Source organism: Halopseudomonas salina, from assembly GCF_014637955.1.
Taxonomy (GTDB): domain Bacteria; phylum Pseudomonadota; class Gammaproteobacteria; order Pseudomonadales; family Pseudomonadaceae; genus Halopseudomonas; species Halopseudomonas salina.
In genome coordinates this window covers 55,780-76,047 of the sequence record NZ_BMFF01000003.1, presented here as the reverse complement: position 1 = coordinate 76,047, position 20,268 = coordinate 55,780, and the positions used below count along the sequence as shown (strand labels likewise).

General features: G+C 58.9%; 15 protein-coding genes. 12 read left to right on the top strand and 3 right to left on the bottom strand.

The genetic code is table 11. The features are described 5' to 3' along the window. Positions 1-220: 220 nt before the first annotated feature. The 5 genes from IEV54_RS07760 (at position 221) to IEV54_RS07740 (ending at position 5,864) form a co-directional block, all read left to right on the top strand. Entirely contained in the window at positions 221-1,516 is a 1,296-nt protein-coding gene (locus IEV54_RS07760; protein ID WP_150278545.1) for a UDP-glucose dehydrogenase family protein, read from the top strand. Next, positions 1,516-3,165 (top strand): glucose-6-phosphate isomerase, encoded by a 1,650-nt coding sequence (gene pgi, locus IEV54_RS07755; RefSeq protein ID WP_150278544.1) that lies wholly within the window; start codon positions 1,516-1,518, stop codon positions 3,163-3,165. The genes IEV54_RS07760 and pgi overlap by 1 nt, the downstream gene beginning before the upstream one ends. A 495-nt stretch (positions 3,166-3,660) precedes the next feature. Beyond that, complete coding sequence (locus IEV54_RS07750) at positions 3,661-5,055, top strand: phosphohexomutase domain-containing protein (RefSeq protein ID WP_150278543.1); 1,395 nt, start codon at positions 3,661-3,663, stop codon at positions 5,053-5,055. A 304-nt stretch (positions 5,056-5,359) separates the two neighbouring features. Continuing rightward, positions 5,360-5,581 (top strand): TA system antitoxin ParD family protein, encoded by a 222-nt coding sequence (locus IEV54_RS07745; protein WP_150278542.1) that lies wholly within the window; start codon positions 5,360-5,362, stop codon positions 5,579-5,581. Continuing rightward, positions 5,574-5,864 (top strand): type II toxin-antitoxin system RelE/ParE family toxin, encoded by a 291-nt coding sequence (locus IEV54_RS07740; RefSeq protein WP_150278541.1) that lies wholly within the window; start codon positions 5,574-5,576, stop codon positions 5,862-5,864. Before IEV54_RS07745 ends, IEV54_RS07740 begins: the two co-directional genes overlap by 8 nt. 165 nt (positions 5,865-6,029) lie before the next feature. Here IEV54_RS07740 and IEV54_RS17335 read toward each other — a convergent pair whose 3' ends face one another. Then, positions 6,030-6,404, bottom strand: coding sequence for a hypothetical protein (locus IEV54_RS17335; RefSeq protein ID WP_223825508.1), 375 nt, complete (start codon positions 6,402-6,404; stop codon positions 6,030-6,032). 238 nt (positions 6,405-6,642) lie between these two features. Here IEV54_RS17335 and IEV54_RS07730 point away from each other — a divergent pair, with 238 nt between their 5' ends. The 6 genes from IEV54_RS07730 to galE all read left to right on the top strand — a co-directional run bounded on the left by IEV54_RS07730 (position 6,643) and on the right by galE (position 12,926). After that, positions 6,643-7,545, top strand: a complete 903-nt coding sequence (locus tag IEV54_RS07730) for a sugar phosphate isomerase/epimerase family protein (protein WP_150278540.1) — start codon at positions 6,643-6,645, stop codon at positions 7,543-7,545. 318 nt (positions 7,546-7,863) lie between these two features. Beyond that, complete coding sequence (locus tag IEV54_RS07725; RefSeq protein WP_150278539.1) at positions 7,864-8,877, top strand: fatty acid desaturase; 1,014 nt, start codon at positions 7,864-7,866, stop codon at positions 8,875-8,877. Positions 8,878-8,887: 10 nt separating this feature from the next. Next, positions 8,888-9,703 carry an ABC transporter permease gene (locus IEV54_RS07720; protein WP_150278538.1) on the top strand — a complete coding sequence of 272 codons (816 nt, stop codon included), beginning with the start codon at positions 8,888-8,890 and terminating at the stop codon, positions 9,701-9,703. Positions 9,704-9,851: 148 nt separating this feature from the next. After that, on the top strand, positions 9,852-10,901 hold the full coding sequence (locus tag IEV54_RS07715; protein WP_223825507.1) for an ABC transporter substrate-binding protein: 1,050 nt from the start codon (positions 9,852-9,854) through the stop codon (positions 10,899-10,901). Further along, positions 10,898-11,707: an ABC transporter ATP-binding protein gene (locus IEV54_RS07710; protein ID WP_150278537.1), complete on the top strand. Its 810-nt coding sequence runs from the start codon at positions 10,898-10,900 to the stop codon at positions 11,705-11,707. Before IEV54_RS07715 ends, IEV54_RS07710 begins: the two co-directional genes overlap by 4 nt. A gap of 196 nt (positions 11,708-11,903) precedes the next feature. Beyond that, complete coding sequence (gene galE, locus IEV54_RS07705; protein ID WP_150278685.1) at positions 11,904-12,926, top strand: UDP-glucose 4-epimerase GalE; 1,023 nt, start codon at positions 11,904-11,906, stop codon at positions 12,924-12,926. Positions 12,927-13,282: 356 nt separating this feature from the next. Here the strand turns inward: galE and glmS are convergent, their stop codons facing one another. Together glmS and IEV54_RS07695 are read right to left on the bottom strand one after the other, a co-directional pair. After that, complete coding sequence (gene glmS / locus IEV54_RS07700; protein WP_150278536.1) at positions 13,283-15,127, bottom strand: glutamine--fructose-6-phosphate transaminase (isomerizing); 1,845 nt, start codon at positions 15,125-15,127, stop codon at positions 13,283-13,285. Between the two features lie 67 nt (positions 15,128-15,194). Further along, entirely contained in the window at positions 15,195-16,754 is a 1,560-nt protein-coding gene (locus IEV54_RS07695) for a methyl-accepting chemotaxis protein (RefSeq protein ID WP_150278535.1), read from the bottom strand. 216 nt (positions 16,755-16,970) lie between these two features. Here IEV54_RS07695 and acnA point away from each other — a divergent pair, with 216 nt between their 5' ends. Continuing rightward, the gene (gene acnA, locus IEV54_RS07690; RefSeq protein WP_150278534.1) at positions 16,971-19,718 is read left to right on the top strand and encodes an aconitate hydratase AcnA; all 2,748 of its coding nucleotides are present in this window, start codon (positions 16,971-16,973) and stop codon (positions 19,716-19,718) included. Positions 19,719-20,268 lie beyond the last annotated feature (550 nt).

Below are 20,268 nucleotides of genomic sequence, written 5' to 3'. Positions count from 1 at the left end.
CGATTTCCTGAAAACGGGCTGCCAGATTGTCGTGTCACGTGATGCAATGCATATTCTACGCCGACATAGGGTGCCGAGTTAAGATGAAATTTGGATGACTTGCCTAACTTGCCGTAATAGGGTGGGTTTTTAGAGGGAACTGTTTTTTCGTCGGGGGTCAGATAGGAAGCTCTAGTACGGTATTCCGGGACGGGCATCACGTTTTTTGCAGGTGCTGACAATGAATCTTGATGTTTACGGCGACACCCTTTGTGCACTGGTTAGCGCTGCGGCTTTGGCTTCCAGCGGTAATACTGTGCGACTGCACCTTGCAGATGCACAAATGGCGGACGGACTCAGGACAGGGAATTGCCCTTATCGCGAGCCTGGCCTGGCCGCCATGATCGCTGAACAGGTGCAGGCAAAGCGCCTGGATTTTGCGGGCATCACTGATCTGCCCGGCGAGCGCAGCGCTGTTGTCTGGCTGGCATTGAGTCCGGACCTTCTGCACGAGGCCCACGGCATTATTCAACAGCTGCCACTGAACGCAGGTCGTGACTGGTTGGTAGTCAATCAGTCTACCTTTCCTGTGGGCAGTACCGAGGCATTGCAGGCTAGCCTGCAAGCCCGTTGCGCTGGCGGGCAAAATACCTGTGCGGCGGTCAGCCTGCCGGACCTGCTGACGGAAGGTGATGCTATTGCCGGATTTATGCGTGCGGATCGCTGGTTGTTGGGTACGGACGTTGATTGGGCACGCAATCTCGTCTCTGAGCTTTTGCGGCCGTTCAATCGGCGCCGCAACGCGATCATGCTGATGCAACCGCGGGAAGCGGAGTTTACCAAGTTGGCCATCAACGGGATGTTGGCAACGCGTTTGAGCTATATGAACGATATGGCCAACCTGGCGGATAACCTGAATGTGGATATCGACCGGGTGCGCCAGGGTATGGGTGCGGACAAGCGTATTGGCGATGCCTACTTGTACCCTGGTTGCGGTTTTGGCGGGCAGGCCTTTTCCCGTGATGTGATGAGTTTGGCGAGTACCCTGCAGCACAGCGGCATGCAGCCGCAGTTGCTGGATCAGGTGTTGCAGATCAATGAGCGCCAGAAAGAGGTGCTGTTTCGCAAGTTGTGGGAGCGCTACGGCACCCATTTGCGCGGCCGCAAGGTGGCGATGTGGGGCGTGGCATTCAAGCCGACCTCCACCCGTATCGATAACGCGCCCTCACTGAAACTGCTCGAGGCGCTCTGGGCCCAGGGTGTGGAGGTGCATGTGCATGACCCCCGTGCATTGCCGGCGCTGGCCGAGTGGGCGGGCGAGCGTGATGACCTGGTGCTGCATGACGATCCTTATGAAGCAGCGGATGGTGCTGACGCCCTGATGCTGGTGACCGAATGGAAGGCCTACTGGAGCCCTGACCTGGCTCGACTCAAGGCAGTGATGAATACCCCGGTACTGCTGGACGGCCGCAATGTATGGGAGCCCGCCTTTATAAAGGAGTGCGGGTTTGAGTATTACGGCATAGGGCGGCGCTGATGATTGTCGATATGCAGGACCGGGCGGGGATGTCGCAGAGCTGGCAGGCTTTGTTAGCGCATGGCGATGCGATGTGCGGTAAGCATCTGGCTGACATCTTTGCTGCCGACTCGCGACGCTTTAAGCGGTTGACCCGTGAGTGTGGCCCCCTGGTGCTGGATATCTCCAAGCAGCGTATTGAAGAGCAGACTCTTGGCTATTTGATGGATGTGGCCAGGGAGCAGCGGCTGGATAGCTGGATTGCCAGGCTGTTTGGCGGTGAGCGGGTGAACGATAGCGAAGGGCGCGCAGCTATGCACTGGGCGTTGCGTTTGCCGGTTGGCGCTGAGTGTGACGTTGACGGCGTTGATGTGGCGGCACAGGTGCATGCGGAGCTGGACCGTATGGAAGCCATTGTGAATCAGATAAGAGCGGGGCAGTGGCGGGGGGCGACGGGGGAGGTGGTTACCGATGTCATCAATATTGGTGTGGGCGGCTCTGACCTGGGGCCGCTGATGATGACCGAAGCCTTGACTGATTCGCGTAAACAGACCGCATCGCCATTACGGGTGCATTTTGCCTCGACGATGGATGGCAGCCAGCTTTCCCAGCTGCTGCGGCGGGTGAGTGCGCATTCGACGCTGTTTGTGATTTCGTCCAAGTCCTTCTCTACCATCGATACCCTGAGCAATGCGGAGACGGCGCGGCACTGGCTGCAACGTGAACTGGGTAATCGGGAGGGATTGCTGGATTGTCATTTTGTGGCGGTATCTTCTGCCGTGGCCAAGATGACCGAGTGGGGTGTGGCCGAGCAAAACCAGATGAAGTTATGGGACTGGGTGGGTGGTCGCTACTCGCTCTGGTCGACCATTGGCCTGCCGATTGCGTTGAGTATTGGCATGGACGGCTTCAGGGAGTTGCTCGCGGGCGCCCATGAGATGGATGAACATTTCAAGTCGGCACCCTGGCTGGAGAACCTGCCGGTGCTGATGGGTATGGTGGGGGTGTGGAATACCAATGTGCTGGGTATTAACGCCCACGCGATCCTGCCCTATGACGGGCGGATGAAGGAACTGCCCAATTACCTTGAGCAGTTGGAGATGGAGTCCAATGGCAAGAGCGTGACGCGCTCGGGTGAAAAGGTGCAGTGGGCGACCTGTCCGATTGTATGGGGCAACGTGGGGCCCAATGCGCAGCATGCGTTTTATCAGTTGCTGCACCAGGGGACCGAGGCGGTGACCTGTGATTTCATCATGCCGGCCCGGCGGTACCTGGAAAAACGCCATAACGCTGCGGCGCCTGAGTTGGTGGCGCAGCATGAGTTGGCGTTGGCTAATTGTCTGGCGCAGTCGCGGTTGTTGGCGTTGGGGGATGCTGCGTTGGTGGATGCCGAGAGTATGCCGGCAGAGAAGCGGTATCGCGGTAATCAACCGAGCTCGACGCTGCTGCTGGATGAGCTGACTCCGCGCAGTATGGGTGCGCTGATTGCCTTGTATGAGCACAAGGTGTTTGTGCAGTCGGTGATCTGGGACATCAACCCCTTTGACCAGTGGGGGGTGGAGATGGGCAAGAAGATTGCGGTGGATACGCTTGCGCGATTACGCGGGGCGGAGTGTGGGGCGACGGACGGGTCTACTGCGGGGTTGGTGGAGAGGATTTTGCGGGGGTGACCCAAGGTCAAAATGGTTCCCCGCGTTCGCGAGGATGACGGATTAAACCGAGATCAAAATGGATCCCCGCGTTCGCGAGGATGACGGGGTAGTGGCGGGGATGACGAGGTCGTCGCGGGGATGACGACTCTACTCGAACGTCATTCCCGCCCCCTCCCGTCATTCCCGCGCAGGCGGGAATCCGCCCCACACCCCGTCATTCCCGCGCAGGCGGGAATCCATTTTGACCTTTCGGGGTTTGCGGTTGGTTTCGGTGCTTGCCCGAGGCACCGCGAAAATGGATCCTCGCGTTCGCGAGGATGACGAGGGTAGTGGCGGGGATGACGGTTGGCAGGGGGGCGCGGGAGCCCGGCCCCACCACGTCATTCCCGCGAAGGCGGGAATCCATTGTGATTTTGGGGTGCGTTTTACCGGGGCGGGAGAATGTTACACTTGCGCCCTGCTGGGAGCGCCAATGCGGCGCAAAGGATTTCAATCAATTTAATATGGAATTTTATGTCTGAGATCACCTGTTTCAAAGCCTATGACATCCGTGGCCAATTGGGCACGCAACTGGACGAGAACGTGTCCTACCGTATCGCCCGGGCCTTTGCCCAGTGGCTCAAGCCTAAGCAGATCGTACTGGGTGGCGATGTGCGGGCAAGTTCGGAGGCGTTGAAGACGGCTCTGACCAATGGCCTGCGTGATGAGGGCGTTGATGTATTGGATCTGGGCCTGGCCGGGACTGAGGAGGTGTACTTCGCTACCTTCCACCTGGGCGTAGATGGTGGTGTTGAGGTGACGGCTTCCCACAATCCCATCGACTACAACGGCTTGAAACTGGTACGCGAGGGTTCGCGACCGATCTCGGCTGATACCGGTCTGAAGGAAATTCGTACGCTCGCCGAGGGCATGAGTTTCGATCTGGTGGATGGTCGTGATCCGTCGGTGCCCGAAGACAAGCGCGGTGCCTACAAGCGTGTGGACACCCGCGCTGATTACGTCGAACACTTGATGGGCTATATCGAGCCTGCCAATTTCACGCCGCTCAAGCTACTGATGAACGCGGGTAACGGTGCGGCAGGCCCGGCTATTGATGCGCTGGAAGCGGCATTCAAGCGGCTGCAGATTCCGGTGGAAATGATCAAGATCTGCCACGAGCCGGATGGCACTTTCCCTAACGGTATACCCAATCCGATCCTGATCGAGAACCGCAGTCTGACCAGTGATGCGGTGTTGAAGCACGGTGCGGATATGGGCATTGCCTGGGATGGGGATTTTGACCGGTGCTTTTTGTTTGATGAGCAGGGCCGGTTTATTGAGGGGTATTACATCGTTGGTCTGCTGGCTGAGGCCTTCTTGCAGAAAGAAGCCGGCGCCAAGATCGTTCATGACCCTCGCTTGGTATGGAATACCGTTGAGCAGGTGGAAGAGAACGGCGGGGTGGCGGTGCAGACCAAGGCTGGGCATGCGTTTATCAAGCAGCGTATGCGCGAGGAGGATGCCGCGTACGGTGGCGAGATGAGTGCGCACCATTACTTCCGTAATTTTGCCTACTGCGACAGTGGGATGATTCCCTGGCTTTTGGTGGCAGAGCTGCTGTGTGTGAAGGGCAAGCCGATGTCCGAGTTGGTGGATGAGCGGATTGCACGCTTTCCGTCTTCGGGTGAGATCAACCTGACCGTGAGTGACGCGCCTACTGTGTTGAAGGCGATCGAGGCGCGGTATGCGCCGGATGCGCTGGATGTGGATCATACTGATGGGGTGAGTGTGTGTTTTGCGGACTGGCGGTTTAACTTGCGGGCGTCGAATACCGAGCCGGTTATTCGGTTGAATGTTGAGAGCCGTGGTGACCAGGGGTTGATGGAGCGGGAGACGGCGAAGTTGGTTGAGGCGATTGGGGGGATTTAGACCCTCGTTAAGGTCTAAATGGATCCCCGCGTTCGCGAGGATGACGGGGATTCATCTTGGGCTGCGGTGTTGGAGGAAAGCACGCTCATCGAGGTGGAACTCGACGGTCCCAGGGGCGCGCATCTGGGAGGGCCGAGTTCCATCTCGGCCAAAGTGTTGCAGAAGAGCGCGCTTGACGAGGCGGCCCCGCCGGGAAGGGTCAGGATGCTCTGTCACAATTGTAGCCTCTTGCCTCAATTGTAGCTTTTTGCCTCATTTGTGATGTTTCGCTATAGTCGAAGACGTCCATTAGGAGGGTATTGGAATGACTACCCGCAGCATACGCTTGGATCAAGACCTTGTTGAGAAAGCAACTATCATGGCTAAAGCGTTTAACCGAACGCCGCCCAAGCAAATTGAACATTGGGCGAAGATCGGTGAAATGATGGAGGACAATCCTGATCTACCATATGAGTTTGTCAAGCAGGCCATCATTGCAAAAGCAGAACGGGAAGCCGGTAAGCTAGAGCCGTACGATTTTGGTTAAAGCCACGGGGGTTATACAGACTCCGACCTTCAAGCGAGCAGTAAAAAAGCTTAAAGCTAATCAGAAAGAAGATCTCGACGAGGCCGTCAGAGTTCTGATGGCTGACCCCGATTTGGGGGAGCAGAAAAAGGGAGACCTCTCTTTCCTGCGTGTCTATAAATTCAAGATGGACAGGCAACTGACGTTACTGGGATACAGCTTTGATGATGGCGCCCTCGTTCTAGAGCTCATGGCCTTAGGTTTACATGAGAACTTTTACCGCGACATCAAGCGGCGCTATTAGCGCTGCTCTGCGCACATGGTAGGACCGGCGGCCCCGCCGGGAAGGGTTGGGCCCGTGCATGCTGCTTCGCGGCCAGGCGGCCGCTCCTACCATTAATATTTATCCAAAATAATTACATGGTGCGTGCTTGGTCCCAAAACGGTTAAAGCCCGCCTTGTCTGCGCCTTACTTCCCCACCTCACTGAAACTACTACAAGTGTGATCCAGAAAGCGTTCAACCTTGCTCGCCGCAGCAGGGGTGAGGGTGACCAGGCGCAGGCGGCGGTCGGTGGTGGATTCCTGTTCGGCTAGCATGCCGCGGTCTATGGCGTTCTGCACGTATTTGACGGCGGTGCGGCGGCTGATATTGGGCATCAGGTTGTAGAGGTCGGTCTTGGCTGGCGGTGCCTCTTTGCGTTGCAGCCACATCTGGGTAAAGAGGTCGCAATAGTTCAGGTCGCTGAGTCCTGTGTCGGCGAAGGTCTGAGCCCAGAAGCTGTCGATGGCGAAAATAGCCTGGGCCGCTCTGGTGCGGTGGGCGATGGTGTAGCGTTTGGTCATGCTGGGGCCTGCTTTCCGGTTTGCCTTATTAGGCTTGATTGCGGTGTTGGGCGCAATCATCGGGTGCGTATTGGGGCGCTCTGCTCTGCTCTGGTGCACGAGTTCAGGCCCTTGCGTAATAGGCTGCGGGGTTTATACATGTCGATTGGCATGTAAAACAGTAACCTATGCAAAGTTGCACCTATATGGCATGACGATTGCTTTGTTTCTGGCATCTTAGATTGCCAGGAGCAGCACTATGCGGTTGGATCTGTTCAAGACCCTGTGGGGGCACGACGGTAGTGTGGAGGAAGCCGCTTTGCTTGCGGTGGATGCCGGATTTGCCGGGATCGAGGCGCCGGCGCCGCAGGACGATGCAGCGCTGGATGCTTTCGCCAGCGTGCTCGCCGCCCACAACCTGGATTATGTGGCCGAGATCTGCACTACGGGTAGCTATGTACCAGACCGTCACGCCACGCCGGAGGATCACCTGGCCTCGCTCGAGGCCAAGATCGAGCGCAGCCTGCTACTCAAGCCCCGCTTCTGCAATGTGATGGGCGGCTGCGATGCCTGGCCGCTGGACGTGCAGATCGATTTCTTTCGCCGGGCACATGCCCTTGCTGAGCGGCATGGCGTGCTGTGCAGCTTCGAGACCCACCGTGGTCGTTCCTTTTTTAATCCCTGGGTAACCCGTGATGTGTTGCGTGCGCTGCCGGAGCTGCGCATTACCTGTGACTTCAGTCATTGGGTGGTGGTGTGTGAGCGGCTGATGGACAGCGAGATGGACACCATTATCGAGGTGGCCGAGCAGGCGCACCACATTCACAGCCGGGTGGGCTACGACCAGGGGCCGCAGGTGCCGCATCCGCGAGCGCCTGAGTACGCAGAGGCACTTGTGTCCCACGAGCGCTGCTGGGACGCGATCTGGGAGGCGCAGGCGCGCCGCGGTTACGAGGTGACGACAATGACCCCTGAATTCGGCCCGGACGGGTACCTGCACAAGCTGCCGTTTACCGGTATGCCGATTGCGGATCTGTGGGAGATGAATCGTTGGGTGGGATTGCGGCAGCGGGATCGGTTTTCGGATTTCCACTCCCCGTCATCCTCGCGAACGCGGGGATCCCCCCACCCCGTCATCCTCGCGAACGCGGGGATCCATTGAGGGTGTAAAGCAGCGGGTTTGTGCATTAGTGGGTCGCAGTGCGCGCAACGGGGAAAAGTCAAAATGGATTCCCGCGTGCGCGGGAATGACGGGGTGTGTGGAGGAGTGCGGTGGCTTTACCCAATGCACCGCGCTCCCAAACAAACGTCATCCTCGCGAACGCGGGGATCCATTGAGGGTGTAAAGCAGCGGGTTTGTGCATTGGTGGGTTGCAGTGCGCGTAGCCGGGCAAGGTCAAAATGGATTCCCGCGTGCGCGGGAATGACGGTGAACACGAGGGAGTGACGGCTCACACATTTTCAACAGGAGGCATTGGTAATGCAGATTTACAAGAGTATCTGGCGGGACGAGGGCATGGTGCCAAATACGCTGGCTATCGGTTACGTGCTGCTGACCTACGTCGGTGGCTGGGCGCTGTTGTTGTTGCAGGCCTGGTGGAGTGTGCCGCTGGGGATTCTGGCGGTGGCGCATGGCATGGTGATTGCCGCCTATTTGCTGCACGACTGCGGGCATAACGCGCTATGCCGTAAGGTGGAGCACAACACCTGGCTCGGACGCTGGATGAATGTGATCACGGGGTCGAACTACGGCACCTACGAGGACATGCGCTACAAGCATATGCGCCATCACGTGGATAACTGCGAGCCGGTGGCGTTCGACTATCGCGCCTGGTTGCTGCAGCGCCCGCGTCTGCACAAGGCGGTGCGGGCGCTGGAGTGGTGCTACATCCCGGCGGTGGAGTTGTTGATGCACGGGATGCTGATCGCCGCGCCCTTCATCTATGAGAGCAAGCGTGCCCAGCGCGGGCGGGTGATTCGGGTCACGCTGGTGCGTTTCAGTCTGTTTGCGCTGGTGCTGTGGTTCGCGCCCTGGGCTGCTCTGGGCTATGCCTTGGCGTACTGCCTGTTTCTGACTTTTCTGCGCTTTATGGACAGCTTTCAGCACAACTATGAGATTTTCTACACGCTGGATACGCCGGACCAGAAGCCGCCTTACAAGGGCAATAGGGAATACGAGGAGACCAATACCTACAGCAACCTGCTCTCCGAGCGCTGGCCCTGGGTCAATCTGCTGGCGCTGAATTTCTCCTATCACAATGCCCACCACACCAAGCCGAACATGGCCTGGTACCGGCTGCCGGCGTTTCATCAGCAGATTTACAGCGGTAATTGTCCGCAGCAGTTGGGTGTGTGGGGGCAGTTGAAGAGCTTTCATCAGCATCGGGTAGAGCGGGTGCTTGCGGAAGAGTACGGCACTGTCGACGTGCGTGAGAGTGTGCGTGACGGGCAAGCAGTGGGCGTGAATGCCCTGTCGTTTCTGACGGCATTTTGAGGGGGATTTGATGCGGGAGCTTTTGGCTGCGGTGAGTGAGAGATTCGATTTCAAGCAGCCGGTGACGCCCGGTCTGAAACTGACGCTGGGGGTGGTAGCCTGGGCCAGTCTGATGCTGCTCTGGCATGTAGCGGCCACCGGTAAAGGTACGCCAAGCCCGCTTTTTCCCGGGCCCTTGCAGGTTCTGGAGGCGCTGCGCGAGTTGTTTCTGGAACGCGGATTTATTGCGGATGTGTGGAGCAGTTTGCGGCGTATTGCGATCAGCTTTGCGGTTGCCTTGGCTATTGCCTTGCCGCTTGGGGTGTTGATGGGTGCCTTCCCGCTGATAGCCGCATTCTTCAACCCCCTGGTGTCGGCCTTTCGTTATTTGCCGGCGCCGGCGTTTATCCCCCTGCTGCTGATGTGGCTGGGGACTGGGGATGAGCAGAAGGTGGCGTTACTGATACTCGGGGTAGTGTGGTTTCTGATTACTTTGATCAGTGATGTGGTGCGCCAGGTGCCGACGGATTTTATCGAGACCTCCAAGACTCTGGGTGCGCCGCGTCGGGTGATTCTCTGGACGGTGGTGATGCCGGCTGCGATGCCGGGGATTGTTGACACCTGCCGGCAGATGCTGGCGGTGAGCTGGACCTACCTGGTGATCGCCGAGATTGTTGCGGCCACTGATGGCATCGGCGCGATGATGATGCGCGCCCGGCGCTTTGTGCATGTGGACGACATCATGGCGGGGATTGTGGTGATCGGGGTACTGGGCCTCTTGTGTGATCTGGCCTTCAGGGGGCTGCACTGGTTGATGTTTCCGTATTTGCGGCAGCGGGGGGGATAGCCGGGAGGGCGCGCTCATCGAGGTGGAACTCGACGGTCCCAGAAGCCCGTCATCCTCGCGAAGGCGGGGATCCATTTTGGGTTTGGGTTTGGGTTTGGTTTTGGTTTTGGTTTTGGGGGCAACGATTTTTTCATCTAGGAGAACGACCATGCAATTGAGTGACTGGAGCAAGGCAGCCAAGGGCTGTGTGCTGGGCGCGGCGCTGATGTGTGCGGCGGGGGTGGTGCAGGCCAAGGAACAGGTCAATGTGTCGCTGTTCTCCTGGCCGGGTTATGGCTTCTGGTTTATCGCCAAGGAAAAGAACCTGGTGCCGGAACTGGATCTGAACATCAGCATTATCGAGGATCCTTACGAAAGCTTTGCGCTGATGAGCGCCGGGCAGTTGGACATCACTTCAAGCACGGTCGAGTACGGCCCGATCGCGGTGGACAAGGATGTGCCGGTCAAACTGGTGACTTACACCAACCCTTCCTACGGCACCGACAAGATCATTCTTGCTCCTGGCATCGACGGCGCCAAGGATTTGATCGGCAAAAAGATTGCGGTGATGGAAGGCGGTCTTACACAGATCTTCATGGGTATCTGGTTGGAACAGAACGGCGTGGCCATCGACCAGGTGGAGTTCGTCAATGTGATCATGGATGAGGCCGTGGGCGCGATGCTTGGCGGCAGCGTCAGTGCCGTTGAGCTCTGGGAACCCTTCGGCAGCCAACTGCTGGCGAATATGCCCGGTGCCCGCGTTGTAGCCCATTCCAGCCAGGGTGATTGGATCAGTACTGCGCTGTTGGGCGACGGCATGTATATGAGCTCGGGATTTTTGAGCGAGCGTCCCGAGGCGGCGAATCTGGCGATGGAGGCCTACTTCAAGGCGGTGGATTTCTGGAAGGCCAATCCCGAGGAAGGTAATCGCATTATTGCCGAGGCGATCCAGTTTGATGTGAGCGATGTGGAGATGGTGATCGGCTCCGATGGCGAGATCTACAAGGGCGGCATCATGGTCTTTGATCTTGAGCAGGCGAGCCGTTTCATGGGTGTGGCCGAAGGTGACTTGCCCCTGGGTATGACCAATGGCCAGATTGTGGAGCACTGGGATACCACCAACGCCTGGTGGCAGAAGTTTGGGCTGGCTGATGGCAAGCACGACTGGACTACCGGCGTGGAGTTGGCTCCGCTGAAGGCGGCTCTGGAGGCAAAATGAGCGCGACTGCCATGCAGCTGGACGTGAATCAGCAGGGTTTGCAGGTACGCGAGCTGGGTAAGGTGTTCTCCGACCATGGCCGCCAGGTGGTGGCTGTGGAAGGGGTGAGCTTTGACGTGCCGGCGCGGCAAGTCTGCGTGCTGCTGGGTCCATCCGGTTGCGGCAAGTCGACGGTGTTGCGCATGATGGCCGGGCTGGAGCGCCCGTCCAGCGGGCAGGTAAGCCTGGATGGCGAGATCGTGCGCGGACCGCACCGGGACAGAGGTATGGTCTTTCAGGGTTATACCTCGTTCCCGTGGTTGAAAGTACGCGACAACGTTGCTTATGGGCTGCGCGTCAATGGGGATGTGTTGGCCATGCAGGAAGGCACCGTGGATTACTTTCTGGAGCGGGTGGGGTTGAGCGCCTTTGCCGATGTGTATCCGCACCAGCTATCCGGGGGCATGCGCCAGCGCGTTGCCCTGGCTCGGGCTTTGGCGAATACGCCCAAGGTGTTGCTGATGGACGAACCCTTTGGCGCGCTGGATGCCGAAACCCGCTGGCAGATGCAGGAGCTACTGCTGGATGTGATCCGCAAGGAACGCATGACCGTGGTGATGGTGACCCATGATGTGGAGGAGGCGTTGCTGTTGGGTGACCAGATCGTTTTTCTTTCGCGCCATCCGGGGCGGGTAAAAACCATTCTGCATCCACCCTTCAAATCCAGTGATAGCGTCAACACCCGGGAAGATCTGCGCAGCCACCCGGAATATGCTGCGATGGAGCGGCAGATTCTGACGATGATGCGGGAGGAGGGCGGGCATTAGATGAGAGGCTGGTCATTCTCGAGAACCTCTCCCAGTCATCCTCGCGAACGCCGCGCTCTCAAACTCCCGTCATCCTCGCGAAGGCGGGGATCCATTTAGCTCTTGAGAAAGCGGGGTTGAGCATTGGGTGCACAGAGAACTGCTTGCTCGCTATACTCTCTGGCACACGCACTCAGGAAGGCCAACCATGCCAGGAATGCAACAGACCATCCTTGTAACCGGCGGTGCCGGTTACATCGGCACCCACACCTGTATCAAGCTGCTTGAGGCAGGCTACAAGGTCATCGTGCTGGACAACTTCAGCAATAGCTCCCCGGAGGCGCTGCGCCGTGTGGAGCAAATCTCCGGTCAGGCTGTGCCCTATGTGACGGGTGATATCAGTGATGCTGCGCTGCTGGATGAGGTCTTTGCTGGCCACAGCATTGATGCGGTGATCCACTTTGCCGGTCTCAAGGCTGTTGGCGAGTCGGTGGCGCAGCCCATGCGCTATTACCGTAATAACGTCAGCGGCACAGTTGTGTTGTGCGAGGCGATGCAGCGCGCGGGTGTGAAGAACATCGTGTTCAGCTCTTCTGCAACCGTTTACGGGGACCCGGCAAGCCTGCCGATCCGTGAGGACTTTCCGACCAGCGCGACCAATCCCTATGGCCGCTCCAAGCTGATGATCGAAGAGATGCTGGGTGATCTGCATGTGTCTGATGCGGACTGGAACATCGCCCTGCTGCGTTATTTCAATCCGGTTGGAGCTCATCCCAGCGGCATGATTGGTGAAGACCCATCTGATATCCCCAATAATCTGATGCCATACATTGCCCAGGTGGCTGTTGGTCGTCGTGAGTATTTGAGTGTATTTGGCGGTGATTATCCAACGCCCGATGGTACCGGCGTGCGCGATTACATCCACGTACAGGATCTGGCCGACGGCCACCTGCAGGCTTTGCGTTGGCTGGAAAACAAGCCCGGCATCAAAGCCTTCAACCTGGGCACCGGGATTGGTTATTCGGTACTGGATATGCTCAAGGCGTTTGAAAAAGCCTGCGGCAAGGAGCTGGCCTACAAGATCGTGGACCGGCGACCCGGTGACGTTGCCAGCTGTTATGCCGATCCGGCGTTAGCAGCAGATGAACTGGGCTGGCAAGCCAGGCTGGGCCTGGAAGCCATGTGTGCTGATTCCTGGCACTGGCAATCGAGTAATCCGCAGGGTTATAGCAAGAGTTAGTGGCCACTGACTTAGAAGGTCAAAATGGATCCCCGCCTTCGCGGGGATGACGTGGGGGGGGAGAAGTCGTCATCCTCGCGGAGGCGCGATCAATGGGGTCAGCGATCCGATCAACGATCAATGCGATCAATGGGGTCAGAGTCGTTTGATCAATGGGCGCTTGCCGGAATATTTATTGGCGGATCAATGACTGACCCCATTGATAGACCCCATTGATTAGGGGCGAAGGTCAAAATGGTTTCCCGCGTTCGCGGGAATGACGTTGGGGGCAGGAATGACGCTTTCTCCCTCCACCGTCATCCTCGCGAACGCGGGGATCCATTGTTTTAAAAAGCGGGTTTCAGCCTTTTCCCTTCTTACTCCACAGTCACCGACTTCGCCAGGTTCCGTGGTTTGTCTACGTCTGTGCCCTTGACCAGCGCCACGTGGTAGCTCAGCAGTTGCAGGGGGATGGTGTAGAGGATCGGGGAGATGCAGTCTTCTACCCAGGGCAGGCTGATCATTTCGTGGTTGTTGTCTTCACTCTGGTCGACGGTCTCACACGCGAAGGTAATAAGCTGGCCGCCGCGGGCGCTGACTTCTTCCAGGTTGGACTTGAGTTTTTCCAGCAGGGCATCACTGGGGGCGACGCTGACCACGGGCATGTCTTCATCCACCAGGGCCAGGGGGCCGTGTTTGAGCTCGCCGGCGGCGTAGGCTTCGGCGTGGATGTAGGAGATTTCCTTGAGCTTGAGCGCGCCTTCCATGGCGATCGGGTAATGCGTGCCGCGGCCGAGGAAGAGGGCGTGGTGTTTGGTTGCGAATCGTTCTGCCAGGGTAGTAATACGTGATTCCAGCAACAGGGCCTGTTCGATTATCTGCGGCAGCTTACGCAGCGCGGCAACATTGCTGGCGATTCTCTCCGGGTCCTTGCCGCGCACCTGGGCGAGGGCGGTAGTCAGCCACAATAGCGCGACCAGTTGCGTGGTGAAGGCCTTGGTGGAGGCAACGCCGATCTCCGGGCCAGCGTGGGTCAGCAGGCGCCAGTCGGCCTCGCGTACCAGTGAGCTGCCGGCCACGTTGCAGATGGCGAGGGTAGCCAGGTAGCCCTGATCCTTGGCAAACCGCAGGGCGGCCAGGGTGTCGGCGGTCTCGCCGGATTGAGAGATGGTGATCAGCAAGGTATTTTTGGGTACGACAACGGTGCGGTAGCGGTATTCGCTGGCTACTTCAACGCTGCATGGCATGTCAGCCTGCTCTTCGATCCAGTAGCGCGCGACCAGACCGGCGTGATAACTGGTACCGCAGGCAACAATGTGAATATTCTCTATCTCGTGCAAACGGGTTTCGGCGTCCGGCCCCAGGATGGCTGTGAGCACGTGATCTTTAGCCAGTATGCCGCTAAGGGTGTCGCTGATGGCTTGAGGCTGCTCGAAAATTTCCTTGAGCATAAAGTGCCGATATTCACCCTTTTCCATGCTGAATGCGGCATGTTCGTAGCGTTTTACCGGGCGAACAGCCGTATTGTTATCACGGTCCCAGATCTCGCATTGCGTGTTGGTCAGGCGGGCATGATCGCCCTCTTCGAGGTAACGGAATCGGTCGGTAACTTGCAGCAGTGCCAGGGGGTCGGATGCAACGTAGTGCTCGCCACTGCCTTCACCGATTACCAGCGGGCTGCCCATGCGGGCGCAGTAAAGTGTTTGCGGCTGGTCTTCATGGATCATTGCCAGAGCATAAGCGCCGTGCAGTTCATTCAGGGCGGTGCGGAAAGCGCCTAGAAGATCCTGGGTTTCGCTGTAGTAGTGGGCGACCAGATGGGCTACCACTTCGGTATCGGTTTCTGAAACGAATTCATAGCCCAGGGCAACCAGCTTCTTGCGCAGCGGGCCGTGGTTTTCGATGATGCCGTTGTGTACTACTGCCAGACTGCCGGAAATATGCGGGTGGGCATTGCGTTCAGCGGGCTTGCCGTGGGTGGCCCAGCGGGTGTGGGCGATGCCGAGATGGCCATGGGCCGGTGTGGCCGCCAAGGCGTTCTCGAGCTCCACGACCTTGCCGACGGCGCGCACTCGCAGCATTGATCCATGCTTGTCGCTACCGTCGTCAGTAAGCACTGCTATCCCTGCGGAATCATAGCCGCGGTACTCGAGCCGGCGCAGCCCCTCCATCAGGATTGGAGTGATGTTCCGCTGAGCAATAGCGCCGACGATTCCGCACATGGTGATTTCCCTTGATATGTATGCAAAGCAGGGAGTCTATCACCGCAGCGCGCTTATGGCAGCGCCCTCAACGTTTGCTGAATCGCTCCACTAATGCCGTCTGACGCTCGGCGGTATGGGCCAGTTCGCCGCTCAGGTAGGCGCTGCGCTGGGCCTGGGTGGCGTTGTTGTCGGACAGGCCGGCTATGTTGGTGACGTTGCGGTTGATCTCCTCGGCTACAGAGCTTTGTTCTTCTGCGGCGCTGGCGATCTGGTCGGTCATGTCGTTGATACGCCCGATGGCTTCGCGGATGCCATCCAGGGCTTCGTCTGCTTCGATAACCTGCGTTACCCCGTGATCGGCCTGCTCGTGTCCGGCACGCATGGCGTCGACTGCGCGTTTGGCGGCGGTCTGCAGGTTTTCAATCAGGCTGTGAATCTGACCGGTCGAGTCAGCGGTGCGGCTGGCCAGGGCGCGTACCTCATCGGCCACTACCGCAAAGCCGCGGCCCTGTTCACCGGCCCGTGCGGCTTCGATGGCGGCGTTGAGGGCGAGCAGGTTGGTCTGCTCGGCAATGCCCTTGATGACATCCACTACCTTGCCGATTTCCTGGGTGTCGCTGGCCAGCTGTGAGGATACGCTCGCGGCGGAGCTGACCGACTCGGAGAGGATTTCGATGGCCTCGCGGGTTTTGGCGACGACTGATTTGCCGACCTCGGCCAGGTTGTTTGCATCGCGCGTAGCATCTGCGGTGCGCTGGGCATTGCTGGAAACTTCCTGGGTGGCGGAGGCCATCTCGTTGATCGCCGTGGCCACCATGTCTGTTTCCGAGCGCTGCTGGTTGATGCCGCTATGACTCTGCTCGGCCAATTGACTCGCTTCCCGGGCCTGTGTGCCCAGGTGCTCGGCGCTGTCCAGCACGCGTGTGAGACAGGTCTGCAGGCGCGCCTGCTGGCTGTGCAGGGCCATCTCGAGCTGGCCAAGGGCGCCCTTGTAGGGCGTATACATGACGGCCAGCAGGGGATCGGTAATGCTGTTGTCGGCCACCTTGAGAAGCCGTTGCAGGTGCTGGTCGTACCAGGCGCGCAGGGCGAATGCCGCGGGTATGGCTACGGCCGCAGCAGCAACAACGCCCCAACCGCCAAACATCAGGCCCGCAACACCGGCCGCAGCGGCAATGACCACCACCGGGATAACGTCCGCTGCCATACCGGCAAGGTCTGGCGTGGTGGCGCTTTTGCCCTTATTCAGGCGGCGGTATAAGGCTTCGGCACGTTGTACCTGATTGGCTGTGGTCTTTACCCGCACGGACTCGTAGCCGACTGCCTTGCCGCCTTCCCAGATGGGTGTGACAAAGGCGTTGACCCAGTAGTGATCACCATTCTTGCAACGATTCTTGACGATCCCCATCCAGCTTCTGCCAGCACTGATGTCGGCCCACATATGCGCGAACACGGCGGCGGGGGTGTCTGGGTGGCGAACCATATTGTGCGGGCTGCCGATGAGTTCCTCGTGTTCATAGCCGCTGACGGCCACAAAGGCTTCGTTGCAATAGGTGATCTTGCCCTTGAGGTCGGTGGTGGAGATCAACCTCTGGTCGGCGCTGAAGGTTTTTTCACGCTGGGTGACGGGCTGGTTGTTACGCATGGTTGGCTGTCCTGGTACGAGCGAGTGCCCTTTGCGGGCTTATTTTGGCTATGCTTGGGTGTATATAGGTGTTATCGACGCAGCGACTGTTTTCTTTAAAGATAACGCACAATCAGCGGGGCTCAAGTTTGCGTCTCTTACTTGAGCCATCTAGGGTAGAAGCATAGCAAAGAAAGCGGTCTGCCATTTGCGGACGCGCTCAACGGAGGTCATGTAATGTCTGAAGCCAAGAGCTCGGGTAACAGTTTGAACACCCGCGATACCCTGCAGGTAGGCGATACCACCTACCATTATCATTCGCTGCCCAAGGCGGCGGAGCAGCTCGGTGATCTGACCCGGCTGCCGGTGTCGCTGAAGGTGCTGCTGGAAAACCTGTTGCGCCACGAAGACGGCGTCACCGTTACCCCCGATGACATTCATGCCGTGGCGGACTGGCTGAAGACCCGCAGTTCTGATCGCGAGATCCAGTATCGTCCGGCGCGGGTGCTAATGCAGGACTTCACCGGTGTGCCGGCTGTTGTCGACCTGGCGGCCATGCGTGATGCCGTGGCGCGGGCCGGCGGCGATCCGCAACGGATCAATCCTTTGTCGCCGGTGGATCTGGTGATTGACCACTCGGTGATGGTCGATCACTTTGGTGACCCTGAGGCGTTTGAAGAGAACGTCGAAATCGAAATGCAGCGTAACGGCGAGCGCTACGAGTTTTTGCGCTGGGGCCAGAAGGCGTTTGACAACTTCCGTGTGGTACCACCGGGTACTGGCATCTGTCACCAGGTGAACCTGGAGTATCTGGGCCAGAGCGTGTGGGCCAGTGAGGTGAATGGCGAGCAGTGGGCTTATCCAGATACGCTGGTGGGCACCGATTCGCACACCACCATGATCAACGGCCTGGGTGTGCTGGGCTGGGGTGTCGGTGGTATCGAGGCAGAGGCCGCAATGCTCGGCCAGCCGGTGTCGATGCTGATTCCCGAGGTGGTGGGCTTCAAGCTCAGCGGCAAGATGCGCGAAGGCATGACCGCAACCGACCTGGTGCTGACCGTGACCCAGATGCTGCGCGCACAGGGTGTGGTCGGCAAGTTTGTGGAGTTCTATGGCGACGGCCTGGCCGATCTGCCCCTGGCCGACCGCGCGACCATTGCCAACATGGCGCCGGAATATGGCGCTACCTGTGGCTTCTTTCCGATCGATGATGAAACCATCCGTTATCTGCGTCTGACCGGCCGCACGGATGAGATCGTCGCCCGCGTGGAGGCCTACGCCAAGGCCCAGGGCATGTGGCGCGAGCCCGGTGCCGAGCCTGAGTTTACCGCCAGCCTGGAGCTGGATCTGAACACCGTCGAGCCCAGCTTGGCCGGCCCCCGTCGCCCGCAGGACCGCGTGGCCCTGGGTGAGGTGCATTCAGCCTTCGACAAACTGATGGATCTGGTATTGCGACCTGCTGATGAAGCCCAATCGCGCCTGGAAACCGAAGGTGGCGGTGGGGTTGCCGTGGGCGGCCCTAGCACAGGCGCGAGCATCACCATTGATGGCGAAGAGCATGAGATCAGTCACGGCGCTGTGGTGATTGCGGCGATTACCTCCTGCACCAACACGTCCAACCCCAGTGTGATGATGGCGGCGGGGCTGCTGGCAAAGAAGGCGGTCGAGCGGGGCGTAATGCGCAAGCCCTGGGTCAAGACGTCGCTGGCGCCGGGCTCCAAGGTAGTGACCGATTATCTGGAAAAGGCCGGCCTGACCGAGCCGCTGAATGCCTTGGGTTTCAACCTGGTGGGTTATGGCTGCACCACCTGTATCGGTAACTCGGGCCCGTTGCCGCCGGAAGTCGCGCTGGCAGTGACCGAGCATGACCTGGTGGTGTCGGCAGTGCTGTCCGGTAACCGCAACTTTGAAGGTCGCGTGCATCCCCAGGTCAAAGCCAACTGGCTGGCTTCGCCGCCGCTGGTGGTGGCTTATGCACTGGCGGGTAATACGCGCATGAATCTTCTTGAGGAACCGCTGGGTCTGGACAACGACAACAAGCCCGTCTACCTCAAGGATTTGTGGCCGAGCAACGCCGAGATCGCCGAGGCCGTGGCGATGGTCGAGGACTCGATGTATCGCGAGCGTTATGCCGACGTGTTCAGCGGTGATGCGCACTGGCAGTCGATCAGTGTGGCCGAAGGTGCTACCTACAAGTGGCTGGACGAGTCCACCTACGTGAAGAATCCACCCTATTTCGAGCAGATAGACCAACCCCTGCAGCCCCTCGAGCCGGTCGATCAGGCGAGTGTGCTGGCGGTATTCGGCGACTCGATCACCACCGACCATATCTCCCCGGCGGGCAACATCAAGGGCAGTTCACCGGCAGGGCGTTATCTGCAGGAGCTGGGCGTTGAGCCAGAGGATTTCAACTCCTACGGCTCACGTCGCGGCAATCACGAGATAATGATGCGCGGCACCTTCGCCAATATCCGTATCCGCAACCGGATGATGGGCGGCGAAGAGGGCGGCGACACCATTCACGTGCCCACTGGCGAGCGCATGGCAATTTACGACGCGGCCATGCGCTACCAGCAGGACAACACGCCGCTGGTGGTGTTTGCCGGCAAGGAATACGGCACCGGCTCCAGCCGCGACTGGGCCGCCAAGGGCACCAATCTGCTGGGCGTGAAAGCCGTGATCGCGGAAAGCTTCGAACGCATCCACCGCTCGAATCTGGTCGGCATGGGCGTGCTGCCGCTGCAGTTCAAGGATGGCCAAGGCGTTGGGCCGCTGGGGCTGGATGGGCATGAGAAAGTGGATATTCTGGGCATCAACGACGACCTCAAGCCCGGCCAGACCCTGAAGATGGTCGCCACCAAAGAGGGTGGCGAGAAGGTCGAGTTTGACGTGTTGTGCCGGATAGATACACGCAACGAGATCGACTACTTCAAGGCTGGTGGGATATTGCACTTTGTGTTGCGGGAGTTGATTGCGGAGGGGTGATACGGCAAGGAGAGGCCCCCGCTAACGCGGGGGCCTGACCTCTCGCCATTCTCGCCGTCCCCCTCGTCATTCTTGCCGTACCCCCCGCCGTTCTCGCCGTCTCCCTCGTCATTCTCGCGAACGCGGGAAACCATTTTGACCTTGGTGCAGATAACACGTCACCCCGCTAAACAAGGCACAACCCCGCTTTTTTTACACCCTAAAAATGGATCCCCGCGTTCGCGAGGATGACGTTTGCGGGGAGGTTGGCGTGAGTTCTCGAGGATGACGGCCATACCTCGTCATTCTTGCCACTCCCCCGTCATTCCCGCCACTCCTCTCGTCATTCTCGCCGTCTCCCTCGTCATTCTCGCGAACGCGGGAAACCATTTTGACCTTGGTGCAGATAGCACGTCACCCGCCAGACAAGGCACAACCCCGCTTTTTATAAACCCCAAAATGGATCCCCGCGTTCGCGAGGATGACGTTTGCGGGGAGGTTGGCGTGAGTTCTCGAGGATGACAACCATACCTCGTCATTCTTGCCACTCCCCTCGCCATTCTCGCCGTCC